Annotated in this window: 21 protein-coding genes; 11 read left to right on the top strand and 10 right to left on the bottom strand. The window is 63.8% G+C overall.

Translation table 11 applies throughout. From position 1 onward, the window contains the following. Window positions 1-8 precede the first annotated feature (8 nt). From FYJ44_RS04635 to FYJ44_RS04625, 3 genes are read right to left on the bottom strand one after another with little or no spacing between them, the layout of a single operon-like run. Window positions 9-965 (bottom strand): respiratory chain complex I subunit 1 family protein, encoded by a 957-nt coding sequence (locus FYJ44_RS04635; protein ID WP_154509607.1) that lies wholly within the window; start codon window positions 963-965, stop codon window positions 9-11. Further along, window positions 962-3,028, bottom strand: a complete 2,067-nt coding sequence (locus FYJ44_RS04630; protein WP_154509605.1) for a proton-conducting transporter transmembrane domain-containing protein — start codon at window positions 3,026-3,028, stop codon at window positions 962-964. The genes FYJ44_RS04635 and FYJ44_RS04630 overlap by 4 nt, the downstream gene beginning before the upstream one ends. Before the next feature lie 27 nt (window positions 3,029-3,055). Beyond that, window positions 3,056-4,012: a UDP-glucuronic acid decarboxylase family protein gene (locus tag FYJ44_RS04625; protein ID WP_154509603.1), complete on the bottom strand. Its 957-nt coding sequence runs from the start codon at window positions 4,010-4,012 to the stop codon at window positions 3,056-3,058. Window positions 4,013-4,177: 165 nt separating this feature from the next. Here FYJ44_RS04625 and FYJ44_RS04620 point away from each other — a divergent pair, with 165 nt between their 5' ends. The 6 genes from FYJ44_RS04620 to FYJ44_RS04595 all read left to right on the top strand — a co-directional run bounded on the left by FYJ44_RS04620 (window position 4,178) and on the right by FYJ44_RS04595 (window position 9,981). Beyond that, the gene (locus FYJ44_RS04620; protein ID WP_154509601.1) at window positions 4,178-5,011 is read left to right on the top strand and encodes a TatD family hydrolase; all 834 of its coding nucleotides are present in this window, start codon (window positions 4,178-4,180) and stop codon (window positions 5,009-5,011) included. 371 nt (window positions 5,012-5,382) lie between these two features. Next, on the top strand, window positions 5,383-6,210 hold the full coding sequence (locus FYJ44_RS04615) for a phosphate ABC transporter substrate-binding protein (protein WP_154509599.1): 828 nt from the start codon (window positions 5,383-5,385) through the stop codon (window positions 6,208-6,210). Continuing rightward, on the top strand, window positions 6,197-7,189 hold the full coding sequence (locus FYJ44_RS04610; protein WP_154509597.1) for a PstC family ABC transporter permease: 993 nt from the start codon (window positions 6,197-6,199) through the stop codon (window positions 7,187-7,189). The genes FYJ44_RS04615 and FYJ44_RS04610 overlap by 14 nt, the downstream gene beginning before the upstream one ends. Then, window positions 7,186-8,085 carry an ABC transporter permease subunit gene (locus FYJ44_RS04605; protein WP_374042586.1) on the top strand — a complete coding sequence of 300 codons (900 nt, stop codon included), beginning with the start codon at window positions 7,186-7,188 and terminating at the stop codon, window positions 8,083-8,085. The genes FYJ44_RS04610 and FYJ44_RS04605 overlap by 4 nt, the downstream gene beginning before the upstream one ends. Continuing rightward, complete coding sequence (locus FYJ44_RS04600) at window positions 8,082-8,846, top strand: phosphate ABC transporter ATP-binding protein (RefSeq protein ID WP_154509595.1); 765 nt, start codon at window positions 8,082-8,084, stop codon at window positions 8,844-8,846. Before FYJ44_RS04605 ends, FYJ44_RS04600 begins: the two co-directional genes overlap by 4 nt. A 157-nt stretch (window positions 8,847-9,003) precedes the next feature. Next, window positions 9,004-9,981, top strand: a complete 978-nt coding sequence (locus FYJ44_RS04595; protein ID WP_154509593.1) for a lipoate--protein ligase — start codon at window positions 9,004-9,006, stop codon at window positions 9,979-9,981. Between the two features lie 116 nt (window positions 9,982-10,097). Here the strand turns inward: FYJ44_RS04595 and FYJ44_RS04590 are convergent, their stop codons facing one another. Beyond that, complete coding sequence (locus FYJ44_RS04590; RefSeq protein WP_154509591.1) at window positions 10,098-11,444, bottom strand: sensor domain-containing diguanylate cyclase; 1,347 nt, start codon at window positions 11,442-11,444, stop codon at window positions 10,098-10,100. 241 nt (window positions 11,445-11,685) lie between these two features. On the opposite strand from FYJ44_RS04590, the gene gcvT reads away from it, so the two are divergent. The 4 genes from gcvT (at window position 11,686) to gcvPB (ending at window position 16,477) form a co-directional block, all read left to right on the top strand. Continuing rightward, window positions 11,686-12,768: a glycine cleavage system aminomethyltransferase GcvT gene (gene gcvT / locus FYJ44_RS04585; RefSeq protein WP_154509589.1), complete on the top strand. Its 1,083-nt coding sequence runs from the start codon at window positions 11,686-11,688 to the stop codon at window positions 12,766-12,768. A gap of 79 nt (window positions 12,769-12,847) precedes the next feature. After that, window positions 12,848-13,234 (top strand): glycine cleavage system protein GcvH, encoded by a 387-nt coding sequence (gene gcvH, locus FYJ44_RS04580; protein ID WP_154509587.1) that lies wholly within the window; start codon window positions 12,848-12,850, stop codon window positions 13,232-13,234. A 466-nt stretch (window positions 13,235-13,700) separates the two neighbouring features. Next, window positions 13,701-15,032, top strand: a complete 1,332-nt coding sequence (gene gcvPA, locus FYJ44_RS04575) for an aminomethyl-transferring glycine dehydrogenase subunit GcvPA (RefSeq protein WP_154509585.1) — start codon at window positions 13,701-13,703, stop codon at window positions 15,030-15,032. Continuing rightward, window positions 15,029-16,477, top strand: coding sequence for an aminomethyl-transferring glycine dehydrogenase subunit GcvPB (gcvPB, locus tag FYJ44_RS04570; protein ID WP_287704023.1), 1,449 nt, complete (start codon window positions 15,029-15,031; stop codon window positions 16,475-16,477). Before gcvPA ends, gcvPB begins: the two co-directional genes overlap by 4 nt. A gap of 75 nt (window positions 16,478-16,552) precedes the next feature. Here the strand turns inward: gcvPB and FYJ44_RS04565 are convergent, their stop codons facing one another. Further along, entirely contained in the window at window positions 16,553-17,284 is a 732-nt protein-coding gene (locus FYJ44_RS04565; protein WP_154509583.1) for a class I SAM-dependent methyltransferase, read from the bottom strand. A 90-nt stretch (window positions 17,285-17,374) separates the two neighbouring features. Here FYJ44_RS04565 and FYJ44_RS04560 point away from each other — a divergent pair, with 90 nt between their 5' ends. After that, the gene (locus FYJ44_RS04560; RefSeq protein WP_288229056.1) at window positions 17,375-17,638 is read left to right on the top strand and encodes a helix-turn-helix domain-containing protein; all 264 of its coding nucleotides are present in this window, start codon (window positions 17,375-17,377) and stop codon (window positions 17,636-17,638) included. Window positions 17,639-17,759: 121 nt separating this feature from the next. On the opposite strand, the gene mnmA is transcribed toward FYJ44_RS04560, so the two are convergent. From mnmA to FYJ44_RS04535, 5 genes are all read right to left on the bottom strand, one after another. Further along, entirely contained in the window at window positions 17,760-18,911 is a 1,152-nt protein-coding gene (gene mnmA, locus FYJ44_RS04555) for a tRNA 2-thiouridine(34) synthase MnmA (protein ID WP_154509579.1), read from the bottom strand. A gap of 104 nt (window positions 18,912-19,015) precedes the next feature. Further along, entirely contained in the window at window positions 19,016-19,765 is a 750-nt protein-coding gene (locus FYJ44_RS04550) for an amino acid ABC transporter ATP-binding protein (protein WP_154509577.1), read from the bottom strand. Then, on the bottom strand, window positions 19,752-20,555 hold the full coding sequence (locus tag FYJ44_RS04545) for an amino acid ABC transporter permease (RefSeq protein WP_154509575.1): 804 nt from the start codon (window positions 20,553-20,555) through the stop codon (window positions 19,752-19,754). The genes FYJ44_RS04550 and FYJ44_RS04545 overlap by 14 nt, the downstream gene beginning before the upstream one ends. A gap of 106 nt (window positions 20,556-20,661) precedes the next feature. Continuing rightward, on the bottom strand, window positions 20,662-21,405 hold the full coding sequence (locus FYJ44_RS04540; RefSeq protein WP_154509573.1) for a basic amino acid ABC transporter substrate-binding protein: 744 nt from the start codon (window positions 21,403-21,405) through the stop codon (window positions 20,662-20,664). Window positions 21,406-21,524: 119 nt separating this feature from the next. Continuing rightward, window positions 21,525-22,181 carry an NYN domain-containing protein gene (locus FYJ44_RS04535; protein WP_154509571.1) on the bottom strand — a complete coding sequence of 219 codons (657 nt, stop codon included), beginning with the start codon at window positions 22,179-22,181 and terminating at the stop codon, window positions 21,525-21,527. Between the last annotated feature and the right edge of the window lie 108 nt (window positions 22,182-22,289).

Below are 22,289 nucleotides of genomic sequence, written 5' to 3'. Positions count from 1 at the left end.
CCGCTTGCCTATCGCACCTGGGTCAGAATCAGGGCCAGGGACGCCAGCGCTGCGGCGCCGCCCAGCAGATGGGGGACGCGCGTCAGCCGCAGGCGGGCCATGACGGATTCCACCACGCCCACGGCCGCGGCCAGGGCCAGGATCATCAGCAGGCACAGCCCGGCCCGCTGCCAGAGCGGCAGGGGCGGCGTCAGCAGCCCGGCTGTGAGCGCGGCGAAAAACCAGAGCTTGAGGGCCGCGCCGTAAATGATCATGGCCAGATTGGGGCCGGAATGGTCCAGCACCATGACTTCATGGATCATGGTCAGTTCCAGATGGGTGTTGGGATCATCCACCGGGATGCGGCAGTTCTCCACCAGCAGCAGCACGAAGAAGACCGCCGGCACCAGCAGCAGTTCCGCGCGGCCCGCCAGCCATGCTCCCGCGGCCTGCCCCCCGAACATGGCCGAGAGGGAAAAGGCTGCGGCCTCCATGCCCTGTCCCGTGTGCCGTCCGAGGTCAAGACTCAGGCTGGTCAGCACCAGAAAGGCCAGAAAGAGCACGGGTTCGGCCAGGGCCGAAAAGGCGGCTTCGCGGCTGGCGCCCATGCCTTCAAAGGATGAGCCGGTGTCCAGAGCCGCCAGAACCAGGGCGAAGCGTCCCATGCCCAGCAGGTAGGCGGCCAGCAGAAAATCTCCGCCGAAGCCCAGAGGCGAGGCCGCGCCGCCCAGGGGCAGCAGGGCCAGAGCGCAGAGCGTTGCGGCCAGGGCCACGCCGGGACCGGCGGCAAAGGTCCAGGTCGCTGTGCGGCCGACCACTTCGCTTTTGCGCAGCAGGCGGGCCAGATCATAGTATGTCTGGAGCAGGGGCTTGCCCCGGCGGCCCGCGAATTTGGCTTTGACCCGGTTGATGATGCCGGGCAGCAGCGGGGCCAGGATCAGCGCCAGGAAGAGCTGAAGGAGGTAAAAGGCCGTGCCCTGATTCATGTGTGCAGCCCCCAGACCAGCAGGCCTACCACCGTGGCCAGGATATAGAGGATATAGAGGTGGATTTTGCCGTGCTGGATGATTTTGCAGGCATTGCACAGGCGCTCCACAGCCTCGAACAGGGGCGTGAACAGGCCGCTGCGCAGGCGGTCCGGCGCGGTCACGTTGAGGGCCGCGCGGCTGGGGAAAAGACCGCTTACCTGATGGCGGCGGACCTTGAGGCCCATGACCGGGGCGAAAACCTTGGCCAGAGGTTCGGAAAAGGAGGCGTCCGTATATTGAATGCGCGCCGTGCCTGCCTGGAAGCCGCAACCCCATGTCTGTACAGACTGTGCCGTCCGCGCGCCTGACGCGCCGCGCCGCCGCAGCAGAAAACGGCGGCCCAGCAGGAGGGCCAGAGCCAGGCAGAGGCCCGCCGCGCCCAGCAGGGAGACCATGCCCAGGCTGCTCTGCGCCTGGGCCTTGACCTCCAGCGCGCCGGAAATCAGCCCGTCGGGCAGGGGGGCCGCGTTCAGAGCCGTGAGCGAGGCCAGGCCGAAAAAGAGCGGGGCCAGCAGGCCGCCCGCCACGCAGGCCAGGGCGGGCAGGGCCAGAGGCCAGAGCGTGCGCCAGGACATGGCATGGGCGTTGGCCGCGAAGCCCGTGCGCGCTTCGCCCAGAAAGGTGATGCCATAGGCTTTGGCATAGAGGGCGGCGGCCAGGCCGCTGATCAGGGCCAGACCGGCCAGGGCCAGCAGCAGGCCTATCTGCCGTTCCACGCCGGGCAGCGCGGGACCGTCCAGCATGGCCAGGGCCAGCACGAACTCTCCGGCAAAGCCGCTCAGCGGCGGCAGGCAGGCAATGGCCGCCGCGCCCAGGGCAAAGGCCGCGCCCAGCAGGGGCAGGCGTTTTTGCAGGCCGCCCAACAGTTCCATGTGCACCGTGCCCGTGGCGTGCAGCACTTCGCCCGCGCAGAGGAAAAGCAGACCCTTGAATCCCGCGTGGTTGAGCATGTGCAGCAGCGCGCCCGCGAAACCCAGCAGGGCGATCCAGGCATTGCCGGAGGTCTGGCCGATAAGCCCGGCCCCCACGCCCATGAACATGAGGCCCATGTTCTCCACGCTGGAATAGGCCAGCAGGCGTTTAAGATTGCTCTGCGCCAGAGCTTTCAGAATGCCCATGAGGCCGGTGGCCAGGCCCAGCAGCAACAGGCTCCAGCCCCACCATTCGGGCGCGGCCCCAGGAGCCGACAGCACGTTCAGGCTGCGGATCAGGCCGTAGAGCCCGGCATTGATCATGGCCCCGGACAGCAGGGCCGACACATGGCCGGGCGCGGCGGGGTGGGCCTCGGGCAGCCAGACGTGCAGGGGCGCGAGGCCCGCCTTGGCTCCAAAGCCCAGCACGGCCAGAATGAACAGCGCCGTGAGGACGCCGGGACCGGCTGCGCGCAGGGCCGCGCCGCCCTGCAGGGCGGCCAGCGACGTGGTTCCGGCGCTCTGCCAGAGCAGGCCGAAAAAGGCGATCAGGGCCACAGCCCCCAGATGCGCGGCCACCAGATAAACCCAGGAGGCGTCACGCACCTTGCTGTCGCCGTCGTTAAAGTCGATGAGAAAAAAGGGCGCCAGGGACATGATTTCCCAGGCCAGCAGAAAGAGCACGGCGTCGCGCGCGCTCATGACCACAGCCATGCCCAGCAGGAGCAGGAGGTAAAAGAACCAGTGCGCGCCCAGGTTGTGCTCGCGCGGCGAGGTATGGCGCAGGGACAGGCCGCCGGAAAGGGCGCAGACCATGCCCAGGCCGAAGACCGGCAACAGAAAGATGCGGCTCAGAGGGTCAAGGCCCAGAACCAGAGCGCCGATGGGCAGACCCCAGGGCAGTTCCAGAACCATGGTCGTGTCCCAGGGACCGGCGGCCACGGCGCAAAGGCCCGTGAGACAGCCCAGAGCCGCGCAACAGGAGCCCAGGCAATTGGCCGCGCGACAGTTGGCGGCGCTGGGCGGACGGAAGGAAGCCAGCGTCGCCAGCAGAGCCGTCGCCAACGCGGCCGCCGACAGAATCAGGAGGGCCGTGAGAAACAGTTCCATGCGCTTTTCCGTGGCTACGGCGTCGGCTTAGGCCAGCCCCTGCCTCAGTTGGTCTTCAAAGTAGGCGATAGTTTTTTTGAGGCCTTCTTCCAGCGGCACCACGGGTTCCCAGCCCAGCATCTTCCGGGCCAGGGAAATATCGGGCCGGCGCTGTTTGGGGTCGTCGCCGGGCAGAGGCTCGCAGCTGATGATCGAACGGCTGCCGGTCAGCGCCACCACTTTTTCCGCCAGTTCCCTGATGGTGAACTCGCCGGGATTGCCCATGTTCATGGGGCCGGTGAAGTCGACGGGCGAGGCCATGAAACGCAGCATGCACTCCACCAGATCATCCACATAGCAGAAGGAACGGGTCTGGCTGCCGTCGCCGTAAATGGTGATGGGCTCGTTTTTCAGGGCCTGGATGATAAAGTTGGACACCACCCGGCCGTCGTTGGGATGCATTTTGGGACCGTAGGTATTGAAGATGCGTCCCACCTTGATGGGCAGGCCGCCCTGGCGCAGATAGGCGAAAAAGAGGGCTTCGGCGCAGCGCTTGCCCTCGTCGTAGCAGGAGCGGATGCCGTTGGGGTTCACATGGCCCCAGTAGTCCTCGGTCTGCGGATGCACCTCGGGATCGCCGTACACTTCGCTGGTGGAAGCCTGGTAAATGCGCGCGCCCAGCCGTTTGGCCAGGCCCAGCATGTTGATGGCCCCATGCACGCAGGTTTTGATGGTCTGCACCGGGTCGTGCTGGTAATGCACGGGCGAGGCCGGGCAGGCCAGATTGTATATCTCATCCACTTCCACATAGAGCGGAAAGGTCACGTCGTGGCGGATGAGTTCAAAACGCCTGTTGTCCATGAACGCTTCCACATTGGCCCGCGCGCTGGAAAAAAAGTTGTCCACGCAGAGCACTTCGTGCCCCTGATCAAGCAGGCGTTCGCAGAGATGCGATCCCAGAAAGCCCGAACCGCCGGTGACCAGAACCCGTTTACGCAGATGCATGTTTCCCCCGGAAAAAGCTGAGGCGGAAAGCCGCCTGTGGACGCTTGACGCGGCAAAACGACAGTTTGTTCTCAAACGGACGGATTCTAGTCCAAACGGCCGCCGCTGGCAATGCCGACCTTGCCTCTCCCGCGCGCCGTTGCTATGTTTCCGCGCGAGGTACGCATGGGACACAAAAAAACCGAACGCATCGACCCCCTGACCCGGGCTCTGCCGTCGGGCGGGGTGGACAGTCACGCCCATCTGGACGGGCCGGAATTCGGCCCGGACCGGGAGGATGTTCTGGCCCGTGCCCGCGCCGCCGGTTTGTCCGGCGTGGGCAACGTCTTTCTGGGCCCGGAGGATTTCAACACGCGCCGGGCTGTGTTTGACCGGCATCCGGAGGTCTTTTTTCTGCTGGGCATCCACCCCTGCGACGGGCAGCGCTGCACGCCGGAAAGCCTGGAGGCCATGCGCATGGCCTTCGCCACGGAGCCGCGCCTGCGGGCCGTGGGCGAGATCGGCCTGGATTTCCACTGGCAGGATTGTCCCAGGGAATTGCAGTTCAAGGCCTTTGCCGAGCAGCTCGACCTGGCCCGCGAGCTGGATGTCCCGCTGGTCATCCACTGCCGCGACGCGGAAGACGACTGCCTGATGACCCTTGAGGCGCGCGGTTTTGCGGGCTATCCGCTGCTCTGGCACTGCTTCGGCGGCGGCCCGGCTCTGGCCCGGCGCATCCTGAACAACGGCTGGCATATCTCCGTGCCCGGCCCGGTGACATACCCGGCCAATGCCGCGCTGCGCGAGGCCGTGGCCCTGATTCCGGCGGACCGCCTGTTGCTGGAAACCGACTCCCCCTATCTTGCGCCCGTGCCCTGGCGCGGCAGGCGCAACGAACCGGCCCTGACCGTGTTCACCGCCCAAACCGTGGCCGAGGCGCGCGGCGTTTCGCCGGAGGATCTCTGGCTGGCCTGCGGGAAAAACGCGCGGCGTTTTTTCGGCCTGGAAGCGGCATGCTGAAAACCCGCGCGCCGCGGGGCCGCCGTCTTGACTCCCGGCCCCGGCCCGCGTAGGAATCCACCTATGTACGCATGCTGTAATCTTTTTTGCGGCCTTCATGCCGAAAGGCCACGCGCCGCCCTTGTTCCGGGCGGGGCAAACGGCATGCGCGCGCGTACCGGCGTCACCTGACCGGCCGTTGGGTGGGGCTGGATGTCTCCCTTCATCCTTTAGCGGCCGGGCTTTCCTCCATATTGCGGTCGCGCCAGGCATGACGACGGCTCCTCCTCCACCGGCAACGGCGCGGCGGCGTCATGCCTTTTTCGCAGCGGCCGGGCGCGGGAAATTCTTCCGGCGCTCGGTCATGCACACCGTAACACAGGAGAAGTCTCATGCAACGTTTTCTTATGGCGCTGGCCTGCCTCGCGTTTAGCGCTTCCGTGGCTCTGGCGGCCGATTCCCTTGACGCCTTCAAGGGACAGAAGGGCAATCTCGACATCGCGGGCGGCACGGCCCACATCCCGGTGATGAAAGACGCCGCCCGGCGGATCATGACGGCCAATCCGGACATCCGCATCACCGTGGCCGGGGGCGGCTCGGGCGTGGGCGTGCAGAAGGCGGGCGAGGGGCTGGTCCAGATCGGCAATACCGGCCGCGCGCTCAAGAAATCCGAGATTCAGAAGTACGGCCTGGTCAGCTTTCCTTTCGCCATCGACGGCGTGGCTGTGGCCGTCAATCCCGGCAACCCGGTTTCCGGCCTGAGCAAGACTCAGCTCAAGGACATTTTTGCCGGAAAAATCACCAACTGGAAAGACGTGGGCGGCGCGGACGCGTCCATCTCCCTCTATGTGCGTGAAGACGGCAGCGGCACGCGCGAAACCTTTGAGGAACGGGCGCTGGACAAGGGAAGCTCCGCCGCCGGGGCCAATGTGGTCAATTCCAACGGGGCCATGAAAACGGCCATCGCGCAGGACCCCAATGCCGTGGGCTATGTGGGCATCGGACATCTGGACAAAAGCATCCGGGGCCTGAGCGTGGACGGCATGAAGCCTTCGCAGGAAAACGCGGCCAACGGCTCGTACACCGTGACCCGCCTGCTGTACATGAATACCAAGGGCGAACCTCAGGGCCTGACCAGAGCCTTTGTGGACTATATCTATTCGCCTGCCGGCAAAGAGATTGTGGCCAAGGCCGGTTATATTCCCTATGAGAAAAAATAGGGAACATACGGCCAAGGCGGCCGGGGAGATCACGGCTTTTCCGGTCGCCCCGGCCGCGTCCGCCATTGCCGCCTCCTTTCCGGACGCCTCTTGCGGCTGTCCGGCGCTGGAGCCGGGCGACCGCGCGGGCTGGAGCATGCGTCTGGCCGCCGTCCTGGCCGTATGCGGGGTGGCGCTGCTGTTCGCCATGGTGCTGGCGGCGGCCCTGCCCGCCCTGCTCCGGCCCGGCCCTGGCTGGCCCCTGGAGTGGCTCTGGCAGCCCTATCAGGGGCATTTCGGCATTCTGCCCATGTGCCTGGGCTCCCTGGCCCTGGCGGCCTTCGCCCTTTGCGCGGGCTGGCCTCTGGCCCTGGGCCTGTGCTGTTGGCTGCTCACCGAAGAAGCCCGCGCCGCGCGGCCGCTGACGCGCCTGACAGGGGGCCTGATCCGCTTTATGACCACCATTCCCACGGTGGTCTATGGTTTTGCGGCCGTCTTTCTGCTGACGCCGCTTGTGCGCACGGCTCTGGGCGGCACGGGCATGTGCCTGCTCGCCGCTGGCATCATGCTCACCCTGCTGATTCTGCCCACCATGGTTCTGGTGCTGGAGGCGGGCCTCGCCCCCCGGCTGGAGCGGCTCTGCCCCTGGGGGCAGGCGCTGGGTTTTTCCCGTCTGGATCTGCTGCGTCTTTTTGTGCTGCCCAAAGCCGGGCGCAATCTGGCCGCCGCGGCCGTGCTGGGTTTCGGACGGGCCGTGGGCGACACGCTCATTCCGCTCATGCTGGCCGGCAACGCCACCCAGGTTCCCGGCGGTCTCACGGAAAGCCTGCGCACGCTCACCGCGCACATGGCCCTGGTCACAGCCAATGAAGTGGGCGGCGCGGCCTATAATTCCCTTTTTGTGGCCGGTCTGATTTTGCTGCTGGTCAACGCCGGGGCGAGTCTGGCCCTGCGCCGTCTGGGCGCGCGCTCCCGGCCGCGTGCGGAGGTCGGCTCGTGAAGCGGCGCGGCTTGTCCGCCGTTTCGGGCGATATTTTTCTGCGCTGGCTGCTGCGCGGCTGCGCCCTGGCGCTCTGTCTGGGCGTGGGCGGCCTGCTGGTTTTTCTGCTGTTCAAGGGCTTGCCGGAACTGGGGATGCGGCTCTTTTTCGGTGATGTCCCGGCCCTGGACGCCCTGCTGGGCCGTCAGGCCGTCTGGGACGGACTCTGGCCCGCCTGCGCGGGCACGGCCTGCCTGGTGGGGCTTACCGTGTCGCTGGCTGTATTCCCGGGCGTGGGCTGCGGCCTGTACCTGGTCGAATTCGCGTCGGCGCGCCGTGCCGCGCGCATCCGCCTGGCCATGGACGTGCTGGCCGGAACTCCGTCCATCGTCATGGGCCTGTTCGGTTTCACCCTGATTCTTTTTCTGCGTCGCACCTTCTGGCCCGACGCCAATACCTCCCTGCTGCTGGCCGCCGCCTGTCTGGCTCTGCTGGTGCTGCCCGTATTGGTGACAGCCACCTGCGAGGCTCTGGAGGCCGTGCCTCCAAGTCTGCGGACCACGGCTTCGGTTCTGGGTTTCACCCGGCGGCAGGCCGCCCGGCATATTCTGCTGCCCGCCGCCGCGCCCGGCATCCGGGGCGGCGTGATCCTGGCCCTGGGCCGGGCCGCCGAGGACACGGCGGTGATCATGCTGACCGGCGTGGTGGCCAACGCGGGCCTGCCCGCCGGCCTGGGGGCCAAATTCGAGGCTCTGTCCTTTTCCATATTTTACACGGCGGCCCAGTACCAGAGCCGGGAAGAACTGCTCCGGGGTTTCGGCGCGGCACTGGTCCTGCTTCTGCTGGCCTCGGGCCTGCTGGTCTGCGCCCGTCTTCTGGAAGCCCGTTTCCGCCGCCGCTGGCAGGGGGAAGCATGAACATCGCCGTGCGCGTCAGCGGGTTGCACGTTTCTTTTGGTGCGCGGCACGTGCTGCGTGAGGTGGATTTTTGCGTGCCCGCCGCCGGGATCACGGTACTGGCCGGGCGTTCCGGTTCGGGCAAGACCACCTTGCTGCGGTCCCTGAACCGTCTCAATGAGACCTTTCCCGGTTGCCGCACCACAGGCCGGGTGGAGCTGGACCTGGGACGCGGCCTGGAGCCCGTCTACGGCGGTTCCGGCGTGCGGCCCCGTCCGCTGAACGAGATCCGCCGTCTGGTGGGCATGGTTTTTCAGACGCCCGACGTGCTGCCGGTCAGCGTGGCCCGCAATATCGCCCTGCCTCTGAAGGTGGTGGCCGGAGCGCCCGCCACGGAAATCGAGGAGCGCGTCCGCCGGGCTCTCACGGATGTGGGCCTCTGGGAGGAGGTGGCCGACCGTCTGGACCTGCCGGCTGAACGGCTTTCCGGCGGTCAGCAGCAGCGGCTCTGCCTGGCCAGGGCTCTGGCTCTGGAACCCGCCGTCCTTTTGCTGGACGAACCCACGGCTTCGCTGGATGTGCGCGCCGCTGCGGACATTGAAGAGCTTTTGCTGCGCCTGGCCGGGCGCTATCCGCTGATCGTGGTTTCGCACAGTCCGGAACAGGCTGTGCGTCTGGCCGCGCGCATTGTGGTTCTGAGCCGGGGACGGGTGCGGCGTGTTCTGGAAAAAGGCTCGGCGGACGCAGCCGCGCTGGCCGGTCTGCTGGGGGAGGACGAATAGGCCTCCTTCCCGCAACCCCGGCTCCTCGCTCACTTCCGGACTACGCCGGGCATGCTGGCGGGGATTAAAGAATCAAAGCTGATTGCCTTCCGGCCGCGCGACGGCATTTTCTTGACCCCTCCGGGCGGGCGGAGTATAGCAAGTGCCAGAGGTTTATATGGATTTTCTCACGCTTTCTTCGCTTGATCCCGCTTTCAATCTCGCCCTTGAGGAACAGCTTTTTCTTTCCCTGCCTCTGGAGCATCCCGGTTATTTTCTGCTCTGGCAGAACGGTCCTTCCATTATCGTGGGCCGCCATCAATGCACCTCCGAGGAAATCAACGCCGATTTCGTGCGACGCGAAAATCTGCCCGTGGTGCGGCGCATCACCGGCGGCGGCGCGGTATATCACGATACGGGCAACCTCAATTTTTCCTTTATTGAAAACGCGCACGGGCTGGAAAAGGTCGATTTCAGGCGCTATCTGGAGCCGGTGCGGGAATCCCTGCGCGATGTGGGCGTGCGGGCTGAAATTTCGGGCCGCAACGATCTGGAGGTGGACGGGCGCAAGGTTTCGGGCAGCGGCCAGAGGATACACAGGGGCAAGGTCCTGCACCACGGCACTCTGCTGGTGAATGTGGATTTCGAGCGCCTGAGCGAAGCCCTGAACGTGGACCCGGAAAAAATCCGTTCCAAGGGCGTGGCGTCGGTGCGAGCCAGGGTGCGCAATCTTTCCGAGTGCTGGGCGCCGGGCACGGACATGGGCAGTCTCAAGTGCTGCCTGTTGCGTCATTGCGCCGACGGCGCGGCCCGTCTGGACATGCGGGATTACGCAGCGGCCCAGGCCCTGGCTGAAAGCAAGTACCGGCAGTGGAACTGGAATTACGGCGCTTCGCCGGCCTTCACCGAGGAAAAGCGCCGCCGTTTCCCATGGGGAAGCGTGAATCTGCGGCTGGGCGTGCGCAACGGTCATATTGCGGATTGCCGGATTTACGGCGATTTTTTCGCCAATGCCGAGATCGGGGAACTGGAAAATATGTTCGCCGGGCTCAGGTATGATTCCGAATCCCTGGCCAAAGCGCTGGAAGACGTACCTCTGGAAATGTATTTCAGCGGCTGCGATCCTGAAGAAACGCGCCGTTTTTTTGTGGAATAGCGCAGTTGACGCGTTTCATGCGTCAGCTGCCCGGCACGGATTTGTCTGCAAACCGTGCCGTAAAATGCGCGCAGGCGGGCTTTGCCCGGCGCAAGTTATATGCTCCGGAGACCGGCTCAGACTCCGGTTTCCGGATGCTTTTCTCCGGCTCTGTAACGTCGTTTCTCTTCGTACATCCGGGCGTCCGCCTTTTTCATCAGCGTGTCGTAATCCCGGCCTTCGCCAGGAAATTCCGCCCATCCCACGCTACAGGAAATCCGCTGGGGCGCGTCGCCCAGCATGACCGGCTCGCGCAGGCTTTGCTGAATGCGCCGGAGCAAATCCGGCAGCGCGGCCTGCCCCTGATCCGCGTCGATCAGAGCGGCGAATTCGTCGCCGCCCACCCGGGCCAGCCCGGCCTGTGGCCCCAGAGCAGAGCGCATGCGTTGCGCGAATGCCTTCAGCAGGACATCCCCCCAAAAGTGCCCCAGCGTGTCGTTGCAGGCCTTGAATCCGTTCAGATCCATATAGAGAAGAAGAAAGGGCGCGGCCTGCGGGGCGTTGCGGCGCGCGTCGACCATCTCGCCCAGCTTGCGCCGGTTGAACAGGCCGGTGAGGTCGTCGCTTTCGGCGGTGCGGCGCAGCAGGCGTTCCTTTTCGCGCCGTTCGTGCGCCAGCACCGCGCACAGGCCGCTGATGAAGAAACCCAGCCCCAGTTGCAGCGACAGTTCCGCCATGTTGATCCAGCCGCCTTCCGGGGCCAGGCTCAGCGTCCAGACATGGTTGGGCACCTTGATGCCGTAATCGACGCCCGAACCGGCGGGCAGTACGCCGCCTTGGGCAATGGTCTGGTGGCGGCCGGCTTCTCCTTGGCTGTACAGGCGATAGGCGTAACCCTCCTGTTGCAGCGCGTCCAGAAAGACGGGCTTCAGGGCGTCGGGCAGGTCCAGAATAAGCACTGCGAAGCCCCAGAATTTTTCCCGCCCGTCGGCATCGGTCAGAAAAATGGGATTGCGGGCCACCAGGCCCAGACCTCCCTGGCTGAGCTCATACGGCCCCGACAGCACCGTGCCGCGGCTGTTGACGGCCAGCAGGGCGTCGGCCCGGCGTTTGGGATTGGTGAAGACGCTTGTGCCCATGACGGCTTCATTGCCCTCGCGGGGATAGCAGTAGGTCACAACGCCGTCAGGCAGATACTGGATGGCCCGGATGCCCTCGCCGTCGGACAGCGATCTGGCCAGATCGTGGAAGACGTCCTCAGGCATCGCGCCGTGTTCGGCAATGATGATGGATTCCAGAACGTCCGTTTTGTGAAAAAGCGCGTTGAGCAGCGTTTCCAGGCGGGCGCTGTAAACTTCGGCGGTACGCAGGGCGTCCGCCCGCCGTTGGTTGGCCGTGGACCATGCGGAATAGGTCACAAGGACAAGCGTGAGCAATACGCCGGTCAAAAAAACGGGAACGTGCAGGTGGCGGATTTTGAGCATTGATGCTTCCCAAAAGCGTCTGTCGGAAAAGGCGGCGCGTGCGCGGCCCGGATGGCCTTTTATGGCTCCATCCGGGCCAAGGGTCAATACGCTCAGGTCAGCTTGGCAACTCCGGGTCGGCGCTTTCGGCTTCTTGTGCCCCGCCGCCGGACATGCTAACGTACACGCGCCCATCACAGGCTGCGGCGACGGGCTGTGGCCGCTTCGGCCGCGTTTGAAGATCTGCAGCAAAGGAGAATCCATGTCGGAACTGCGTACGCCGCTCACCGCCTGGCATGAGGCGCACGGGGCCAAAATGGCTCCCTTCGCCGGTTGGCTCATGCCCATCCAGTATGAGGGCATTTTGATCGAGCATCAGCACACCCGTCAGCATGCCGGTCTTTTCGACATCTGTCATATGGGCGAATTCCGCATTGAAGGCCCGGGCGCGGATGCGGCCCTGTCCCGCGCGGTGAGCCATAATCTGGCTACCCTCGCACCGGGCAAGTGCCGCTACGGCTTCCTGCTCAACGCCGAAGGCGGCGTGCTGGACGACTGCATTGTCTACCGCTTCGGCCCGGACGCCTTTATGATCGTGGTCAACGCGGCCTGCGCCGCCGGGGACTTCGCGGCCCTGCGCGAACGCCTGCCCCAGGGCGTGGCCCTCACCGACCTTTCCGCCGCCACGGCCAAGATCGACCTGCAGGGGCCGGAATCCGTGGATGTGCTGGAAGCCCTGCTCAAAGAGAATTTTCACGACCTGCCCTATTTCGGCTTCCGGGAAACGAGCTTTGACGGCGCGTCCCTGCTGGTCAGCCGCACGGGTTACACCGGCGAACTGGGCTTTGAACTGTACCTGCCCTGGGACAAGGCCGAAGCCTTCTGGACGGCCCTGCTCAAGGACGAGCGGGTCAAGCCCGTGGGCCTGGGCGCGCGCGACACCCTGCGCCTGGAGGCCGGGCTGCCCCTGTACGGGCACGACTTGGACGACAGGCATTCCCCGGCCGAGGCCGGCATGGGGCGCATGCTGACCAGCACGGCGGATTATGTGGGCAAGGAGGGCGCGCAGCGCGTGCGTGAAGTGCTGGTGCCCCTGCGCATTGAAGGCCGCCGCGCCGCGCGTCACGGCGACGCCCTGGCCCTGCCCGGCGGCCCCGAGGTGGGCCGGGTGACCAGCGGTTCCTTCGCGCCATCGCTGGGCTGCGTCATCGCCTTTGCCTGGGTGGATGAGGCGCAGGCCGCGCATGAGGATTTCGTAGTCCGCACGGCCCGCAACGAGCTCGCGGCCCGCCGCGTGGAGCTGCCCTTCTATAAGGAAGGCACGGCCCGTAAAAAATTGCAGTGACGCACGGGTCCTTTGTGCCCGCGCGCAGACTTTTGTTCCCAAAAAACAACCATATTTCATCAGATAAAGGGGAAACACCATGTCTAACGCTCCCGCCGGTCTTCTCTACAGCAAAAGCCACGAATGGGCTCGTCTGGAAGGCGATCAGGCCGTCATCGGCATCACCGCTTTCGCTCAGGAATCCCTCGGCGACATTACTTATGTGGAACTGCCTCAGGCCGGCGACGCCCTGGCCGCGGACAAGGAATTCGGCTCCGTGGAGTCGGTCAAGGCCGCCAGCGACCTGGTTTCGCCGGTGAACGGCGAAGTGCTGGAGGTCAACGCCGTTCTGGAGGACGCCCCGGAAAAATGCAACAGCGATCCCTACGGCGAAGGCTGGCTGGTGCGCGTTAAGCTGTCCGGCACGCCGGAAGGCCTGATGGACGCGGCGGCGTATGAGGCGTTTTGCGCCACTGAAGCCCACTAGTATCCTGCTAACGCATAAAGTTACGGGATACTGCCGCCGGACGAAAGTCCGGCGCGCCGCCGAAGGCGGCGTGAGCGAGCCGAAAACCAGGTTTTTCGGCGAAGCTATCCTCACACAGAAAACGAAGTTTTATGTGTGACATTGTACTGGGCCGCTTTGTTGGAGCATTTACGCTTGAAATGCTTGTTCGCGGCGGGGAAAACCCGTCTGCGCGCATTTCGGGGCAAGGATTTTTAAGGAAAATCCTTGCCCCGCGGCTGGCGCATGGTATGCGTGAACTGCTCCCGAAAGCGCCTTTTTGTCCCCTGGACTGCGCCAAGCGCCCTTCGTGGCCCAGGGCTGTACGAGAAAAGTGCTCTCCCTGGGCCACGAAGGGCGCTTTCCTGCCAGGGAACAAAATTCATCTTTTTAGAGAGGCAGCCTTTGGGCGGATCGCCGCAAGCGCGCTCAGAGACGAGGAGTAGTTATGCCCTACATTCCCCACACGCCGGACGACCTTCAGGAAATGCTCTCCGTGGTCGGCGTGCGTACCCTGGATGATCTTTTCGCAGACATCCCGCCGGACATGCGGCCCCAAAGCTTCAACCTGCCCAAAGGGCAGGGCGAGGCCGCGGTCTGCGCCTATTTTGAGGATCTGGCCGCCAAAAACCGTCCGGATATGATTTCCTTCCTGGGCGCGGGCTACTACGCCCACCAGATTCCCAAGGCCGTGGACGCCCTGGCCGGACGCAGCGAATTCTACACCGCTTACACGCCCTATCAGGCCGAGTGCTCCCAGGGCACCTTGCAGGCCATTTTTGAGTTTCAGACCGCCGTCAGCCGCCTGCTGGACATGGACTGCGCCAACGCCTCGGTCTACGACGGCGGCACGGCCCTGTTTGAATCGGCCATGATGGCCGTGCGCGCCACCCGGCGGCGCGTGCTGGTGGTGGACGAGGCCGTGAACCCCATCTGGCGGGTCATGCTGGCCTCCTACATGTCCAGTCTGGACCTGGAACTGAAGACCGTGCGCCAGCGCGACGGCGTGAGCGACCTGGCCGGGCTGATGGCCGCCGTGGACGACACATGCGCGGCGGTGCTGGTGCAGAATCCCAACTTCTTCGGCGCGGTGGCCGATTATACCAAGCTTTTCGCCGCGGCCCGCGCGCACAAGGCTTTCGGGATCATTTCCGTGTATCCGGTCATGCAGGCCGTGCTCAAGACCCCCGGCGAAATGGGGGCCGACGTGGCCGTGGCCGAGGCCCAGAGTCTGGGCCAGCCGCTTTCTTTCGGCGGCCCCTACCTGGGCGTCATGACCTGCCGCAAGGAGCACATCCGCCAGTTCCCCGGCCGCATCGCGGGCCGCACCACGGATCTGGACGGCAAGACCGGCTACGTGCTGACCCTGCAGGCCCGCGAGCAGCACATCCGCCGCGCCAAGGCCACCTCCAACATTTGCTCCAACCAGGCCCTCTGCGCCCTGCGAGCCCTGATCCACATGAGCCTGCTGGGACCGGCCGGGCTGACGCGCCTGGCGGAAAACAACATGGCTCTGGCCCGCTATGCCGTGGAACGGCTTACGGCCCTCAAGGGCGTGGAGCTGCTCAACGACGCGCCCTTCGGGAATGAGGTGGCCCTGCGCCTGCCTATGCCCGCCGAAACCCTGGTGGACACGCTCACCAGCCATGGCTGCGTGCCGGGCTATCCCGTGGGCCGCTATTATCCCGGCATGGAAAACGTGCTGCTGCTGGCCTGCACCGAGTTCAACAGCCGCCGCCAGATCGGCTTTCTGGCCGAAACCGTGGGAGGTCTGCTGTGAAAACCATCTTCGCCAAATCCGTGCCCGGCCGTTGCGCCTGGGAGATAGAATCCGAGGCGCCCAAGGCCGCGCAGATGCTGCCCGCCAACCTGCTGCGCAAGGCTCCGCCCCGCCTGCCCGAATGCTCGGAACTGGACGTGGTGCGTCACTTCACCGGGCTTTCCAAGCTCAACTACAGTGTGGACGCCAATTTTTATCCTCTTGGCTCCTGCACCATGAAGTACAATCCCAAGTTCACCGAATACGTGGCCGCGCTGCCCGGCTTCAGCCGCCTGCACCCGATGCTGGCCCAGCTTTCGCGCGGGGCGGCCTGCACGCAGGGCGCGCTGCAATGCCTCTATGACGCCGAGCGCTGGCTGTGCGAACTCACGGGCATGAAGGCCTTCACCTTCCAGCCCATGGCCGGGGCCAACGGCGAGTTCACGGGCGTCAAGCTCATCGCCGCCTACCACAAGGCCAAGGGCCGCAACCGCAAAAAGATGCTCATCCCGGACGCGGCGCACGGCACCAATCCGGCCTCTGCCGCCTTGGCCGGGTTTGAGACCGTGAACATCGAATCCCGCGATGGCATGGTGGACCCGGAAGCCCTGATCGCGGCCATTGCCGAGCACGGCGAGGATGTGGCCGGTCTGATGATGACCTGCCCCAACACTCTGGGGCTCATGGAGCTGCATCTGCCGCGCATTGTGGAAGAATTGCGCAAGGTGGACGCGTTGCTCTACTACGACGGCGCCAATATGAACGCCATCATGGGCAAGATGCGCGTGGGCGACGTGGGCTTTGACGTGGTGCACCTCAATGTGCACAAGACCCTGGGCACCCCGCACGGCGGCGGCGGCCCTGGCGCAGGCCCGGTGGGCGTGGGCGAACGCCTGCTGCCCTTCCTGCCCGCGCCGCGCGTGGCCCTGCGCGAGGACGGCAGCTACCGCCTCGACTACAATCTGCCGCAGTCCATCGGCTATATGGGGCCGTTCTACGGCAGCTTCGGCGTGGTGGTCAAAGCTTTGGCCTACATGCTGCGCCTGGGCGGCGAAGGCCTGACCCGCGCGTCGGAATACGCGGTGCTCAACGCCAACTACCTCAAAAAACGCCTGGAAGACGTGCTGGACGTGCCCTATGCCGACCGCTTCTGCGCCCATGAGTTTGTGGCCTCCGCGCCCGAAGGCATGCGCGCGCTGGACATTGCCAAGGGCCTGCTGGATCGCGGCTTCCACGCGCCGACCATCTACTTCCCGCTGATCGTCAAGGAATGCCTGATGGCCGAACCCACGGAAACCGAGAGCAAGGAAACCCTGGACGCCTACGTGGAGGCTCTGCACGAGATCATCGCCCAGGGCAAGGCCGATCCGCAAAGCCTGACGGATGCGCCCGTCAGCCTGCCGGTGCGCCGCCTGGACGAAACCACGGCCGCGCGCCAGATGGTGCTCACCGAGGATATGGCATAATCCGCTCTGCGGAAGTGATTGAATGTAAAAGAGGCCGGGGCTATGCCCCGGCCTCTTGTCGTTCCGGCAATGCTGTCACTCTACCCGCCGTAACAGATATACCGCACGCTGTGGCCTGCTGAATGTGAAACAGGTGGATTTGACAACAGCAAAGCCGTTTCTGCAAGCCACGCATCGGATCTCAGGCTCATCCAGGCGCAGGGTATACTCTGAAGGCCTGCGCTTTTCCTCCGGTAAATTTTTGTCTTTAGTGTGCCATGTATTGCCTGGAACCCGGTCGTAATGCCGGGTGACCATATCGCATGCGAGATAGCCGCCGATTTTCAGCGCGCAACGATAGCGCGCCAGAAAAGCGCCCAGTGAGGCTCCGGGAATATGATAAAGCCAATTGACGGATAAAATGCCGTCCAATTCCGTCGGCACATGAGCGGGGTTCAGTCCGTCATCATGCCATACTTCCAGTGGAAGCGAAAGCAGCGAAGCCAGATTTTGTCCGAGTTCAAGCGCGCCGACCGAAATATCGGACCCATAAAGCCGTTGAAAACCTTGCTGCCCCAGCCAGAGCAGATTAGCGCCACTGCCGCACCCCGGTTCAAAAATTGAGGAATTCTTAGGCAGCACGGCATTCAACCATCGGCAGGCTGTGCAGGCGTGTCTTCTCCATTTACGGTTGATGATAGCATATTCATGCCAGGATGGCGCTTTATTCTGCCACATGAGGTTGCTTAGTTGCCTTCGTGAAATCCCTTGCAGCGAATTTCCGAAAGGTAAGCGGTCCAGAAGATAGGCAAGAATCGGGACGAACATTGTTTTTCCTCTGCTAGAAAACCACCTTCGGATACAAATGTATCCACTTCCGAATGGATACACTTGTATCCGTAGGTGGTCAAGATTTTCGTGTACCCTCGCACCATGAAACTTTATCCACATCTGGCGAAAGCCATTGCTAATACTCTGGAATCAATAAGAAATGAAAAGATGATGAGTAAATCATCTCTGGCGGATTTTGCGGATATCGAAAGGTGTTATCTGCGGGACATAGAAAAGGGAAATAGAAAGCCGACTGTAAATACAATATTTTGTCTGTGCGAAGCTCTGCAAATAGACCCGGTTGCTTTTTTCAAAATGGTAGTGAAAGAGATTGAGAGGCTTAAAAACTGAAATGCGGACTTCATCAGCTTCAGCCGATGGAGTCCGCAGGTATTGTTAACCGGAAATGCGCCTTGGATAAAAAGTTCACGTCCGCCAAGGCAAAGCCGGGATTCTTCTTTATTCTGTTATTTCATTCCAACCGCTCCACAACACCTCCGGCCAGCACTCTGCCGTCGGCGTCGTAAAGGGCCGCCACCTGACCCGGCGCGCTGGGGAACTGCGGCGCAGCCAGGGTGATATGCAGGCGGTCCCGCGCCTCCAGGCGGGCGCGGGCCGGAGCGGCCCGCTGGCGGTGGCGCAGACGCGCCCAGACCTGTTCCGGCCAGTCCTCCGGCGGCACAAGGATATTGGCCGGGCCCGTGACGCAGGCCGCCATGCCCAGCAGGGAGCGCGGCCCCACGATCAGGGCATTGGCGACCCTGTCTTTGCGCAACACATAGAGCGCTTCGCTGTGGGCGATGCCCAGTCCCTTGCGCTGGCCTTCGGTATAACGCCAAAGACCCTGATGCCGTCCGATTTCACGCGTCTCGCCCGCGCCGTCCTCCGGCCTCTCCGCCAGCAGCACCGGACCCGCTCCCGGCGGCTCCATGCCCTGGGCGCGCCACTGCGCCGCCAGAAAGGGACGGTAGGCGACTTCATCGTCCGGCACAAAGCAGATGTCCTGGCTTTCGCGGGGCAGGGGCACGCGCAGCCCGGCCCCGGCCACCAGGGCCACGCTTTGGGCCTTGTCCTGATCCGCCAAGGGAAACAGGGCGCGTTGCAGGCGCGCGGCGGGCACCAGGCTGAGAAAATAGCTCTGGTCCTTGACGCTGTCGCGCGCGGCGGCCAGGACCGGCAGCGCGTCCGCATCCCTCCGGCATGGCGGCAGCAGACGGGCGTAATGTCCGGTGGCCAGCTTGTCCGCGCCCAGAGCCAAAGCCGCGTCCAGCAAGGCCCCGAATTTCACGGCCCGGTTGCAGAGTGCGCAGGGATTGGGCGTGCGCCCTTCCGCATAGGCGCGGGCAAAGGGATCGATGACCTCACGTTGAAAGACGGCGCGCAGGTCCACTGTATGCAAGGGGATGTCCAGAGTGCGGCAGGCGGCTTCCAGACCCGGCAAGGGGTCGGCGGCTCCGTCGGGGCGGGAGGCGGATTGCTCCGGCAGAAAAAGACCGTGCAGGGCCAGGACGTCGTAACCGGCCCGGCGCAACAAGAGCAGGGCGCAAAGACTGTCCACGCCGCCGCTGACGGCAACGGCGACCCTGGCGCGTTTCTCTTGCCGTCCGGCGGCGTCAAACGGCATTTTTGACTCCGGCCAGCAGGTGCCGGCAGAGTATGCTTTCGGCGTCATACGACCGCTTGCTGTGCCGCAAAGGCAAAACGCCGCGCTTCACGGGCCTGCTCAAATTACAGAATCTGGTTCAGGAACTGCCGCAAACGCGGGTGGCGCGGCGCCGTGAACAGGGTGTCCGGCTTTCCCGCCTCCACGATCTGCCCTTGGTCCATGAAGATCAGGCGGTCGGCCACGGTACGGGCAAAGCCCATTTCATGGGTGACGCAGATCATGGTCATGCCTTCCTCGGCCAGATTGACCATGACGTCCAGCACTTCGCCCACCATTTCCGGGTCCAGGGCCGAAGTGGGTTCGTCAAAGAGCATGATGTCCGGCTGCATGGCCAGCGCCCGGGCGATGGCCACGCGCTGCTGCTGGCCGCCGGAGAGCATGGCCGGGTAGACGTTGGCCTTGTCGCTGATGCCCACTTTTTTGAGCAGGCCCAGCGCGCGGTCCTCGGCCTCCTCGCGGGAGAGCTTGTGCAACTTGATGGGGGCCAGGGTCAGGTTCTGCAGCACGGTTTTGTGCGGAAAAAGGTTGAACTGCTGAAAGACCATGCCCAGATTGCGCCGGATGAGATTGATGTTGTTCTCGCGGCTCATGATGTCCTGGCCTTCCACCATGATCTCGCCCTTGTCGATCTCTTCCAGGCGGTTGATGGAACGCAGCAGGGTGGACTTGCCCGAACCGGAAGGGCCGATGATCACCACCCGCTCGCCGGAGGAGACTTCCAGGCTCACATCCTGCAGGGCAGGCAAGTGGCCGAAATACTTCCAGACATGACTGATGGTGATGATGGGATCGTGTTCGTTACTTTCCGTCATAGTAGTTCAGCCTGGATTCCATGATGCTCACGCATTTGGAGAGCACAAGGGTGATGATCAGGTAGATCAGGGCGATGACCGTGTACGTCTCGAAGTACAGATAGGTGGTGCCAACAAAGCTGCGGGCGCGCTGCATGATGTCGGGCACGGCCATGATGGAGACCAGGGAGGTGTCCTTGAGCATGGCGATGCATTCGTTGCCCACGGGCGGCAGAATGGTCCGCCAGGCCTGGGGCAGCACCACGTAGAACATGGTCTGGAAGCGGTTGAGGCCCAGAGAGCGCGCGGCCTCGCTTTGTCCCTTGGAAATGGCCATGATGCCCGCGCGGAACACCTCGCCCATATACGCGCCGTAACAGACGCTGATGGCGATGACCGCCGAGGTGATGCCGCTGACCTGAAAGAAGCGGGACAGGGCGTAGTAGATGTAAAACAGCTGGACCAGCAACGGGATGCCGCGGATGACCTCCACATAGGTGGAGGCCAGAAGATTGATGACGCGGTTGCGTGAAATGCGGCCCAGGCCGGTCAGCAGGCCCAGCGGCACGGCGCAACAGATGGACATGACCGTGATTTTGAAGGTGATCAGCACGCCGTCCGGCAGATAGAGCAGGATGCGCAGATAGGGCTCCGGCCAGAGCAGGCAGAGCGCGAACAGGGCGCACACCGCGCCCACCAGGGCGATGGACCATGCGTTGATCAGACGCCATTCGCGAGGGTCCGGGATGGAACCCCCGTCGGTGACCATGACGATATTGCCCTTGCTGTGAGTGTCGTTGGGTTCAGGCATGCGCGCCGCCGCCTTTGTATTTAGTGGTGGACGCGGGCGGGGGCGGAGCCGCCCGCCCGCGCGTCGGAACCGGAGCAGATTCGCTTTTCGACGTGAAAACGTCTTGCTACTTGCCCGTGCCCATCCACTTTTCGATCAGCTTGGCTTCCAGGCCGGATTCCTTGACCTGCTTGATGCCCTTGTTCAGCTTGTCCACCAGATCCTGGCGGCCCTTGCGCACGGTGAAGCCATAGTATTCCTTGTCGTCGGTCTTGAAGGAGAGGTTCAGCTTGCCGGCGTAATCGGCCTTTTTGTTCACATAGTACATGGCTACGGGGCTGTCGCAGATCACCGCGTCAAGACGGCCGCCCACCATGTCCTGGATGGCCAGGCCCACGTCGTCGTATTCCTTGAGGTCGGCGCCCACGTCGGCCTTGCGCATCACAAAGATGCCCGTGGTGCCGATCTGGCCGCCGACTTTCTTGCCCTTGAGATCGGCCAGGCTCTTGATGTTCGTGCCCGCGGGCAGCACCACGGCCTGGACCACTTCATAGTAGGGATCGGAGAAGTCGAACTGTTTCTGGCGTTCGGGGGTGATGGTGGTGGACGAAGCCACGATGTCGTACTTGCCCGTGGCCACGCCGCCGAAAATGCCGTCCCAGGCGATGTTGCGGACGTCCACCTCAAAGCCGGCGGCCTTGGCCACAGCGCGGATGTAATCCGTGGAATAGCCTTCCGGCTGTTTCTGGGCGTTGAGCATTTCCATGGGCGGCCAAGTGCAGTCGCTGGCCACGGTATACTTTTCCGCCGCCAGGGCCTGGCCGCAGAAAAGCGTCATCATGAGCAGGGCAAGGGTAACTCCGCGAAACATAGGGCCTCCTTAAGATTGCGAAAATCAAGAGGACGCGCCGGGCGCGCCGGAACAATCCACCGGCCACGGGCCGGAACCTGCCCATCTTTAGCCGTGGGCGCGGCCGCCGTCAAGGGCGTTCAGCGGTTTCCGGGGGAAGGATCGTCCTCCTCGTCCACGTCGCGGGTCGCGGTCTGGGCGACGCGGGGCGTCTGAACGCCGACGGGCAGATCGTTGTCGTCGTCATCGCCGCGCTCGTCCTTGAGGGCCTGTTGCAGAAACCAGTCCTCGCGGATGCGCCAGGAGGCGGCGGCGGTATAGGCCGGCGAGGAATAGCCCACGGAAAGGATCAGGGTGCGGCGGGCGTGTTCCTGCAGACGGATCAGCAGGGGAGTGAAGTCCGCGTCGCCGGACAGGATGATGAATTCGTCAAAGTGGGTGGAATGGGAAAGGTCGTCCATGCAGTCCATGACCAGATGGATGTCCGTGCTGGTTTTGCCGCGCGAGGTCAGCGGCGGGCAGTCCACCACCTGAAAGGCACTGCGGATGAACGGATTGCGGAATTCCTGATAGCGTTGCGGGTTCAGATAACAGGTGCGCTTGAGAATGCGGCGGCGCACTCCCTCGCCGTACAGAATGCGCAGGGCGTGGTTTTCAATCCAGCGTACCCAGCGGTAGGGCGCTGAACCGAATGCCCTGGCGGCTTCCGGGTCCGCCTCCAGAAAACGGGTATAGATATTGTCAAAGTCCACATACAACGCGCTGAAAACTTCATCAAAACCGGTAAATCGTGCCATATACTCCTCAAAACAAGTCATAACGTGAATATTGCAGATCACGGCATAGTAGTTCCATAGGCCCGTTAACACAAGAGCGTGTCGCTTGAATTTGCCCGCCCGGACGGC

Source organism: Desulfovibrio porci, from assembly GCF_009696265.1.
GTDB lineage: Bacteria > Desulfobacterota > Desulfovibrionia > Desulfovibrionales > Desulfovibrionaceae > Desulfovibrio > Desulfovibrio porci.
The sequence above is the reverse complement of the archived record's forward strand: the minus strand, read 5'-3'. Positions and strand labels throughout refer to the sequence as shown.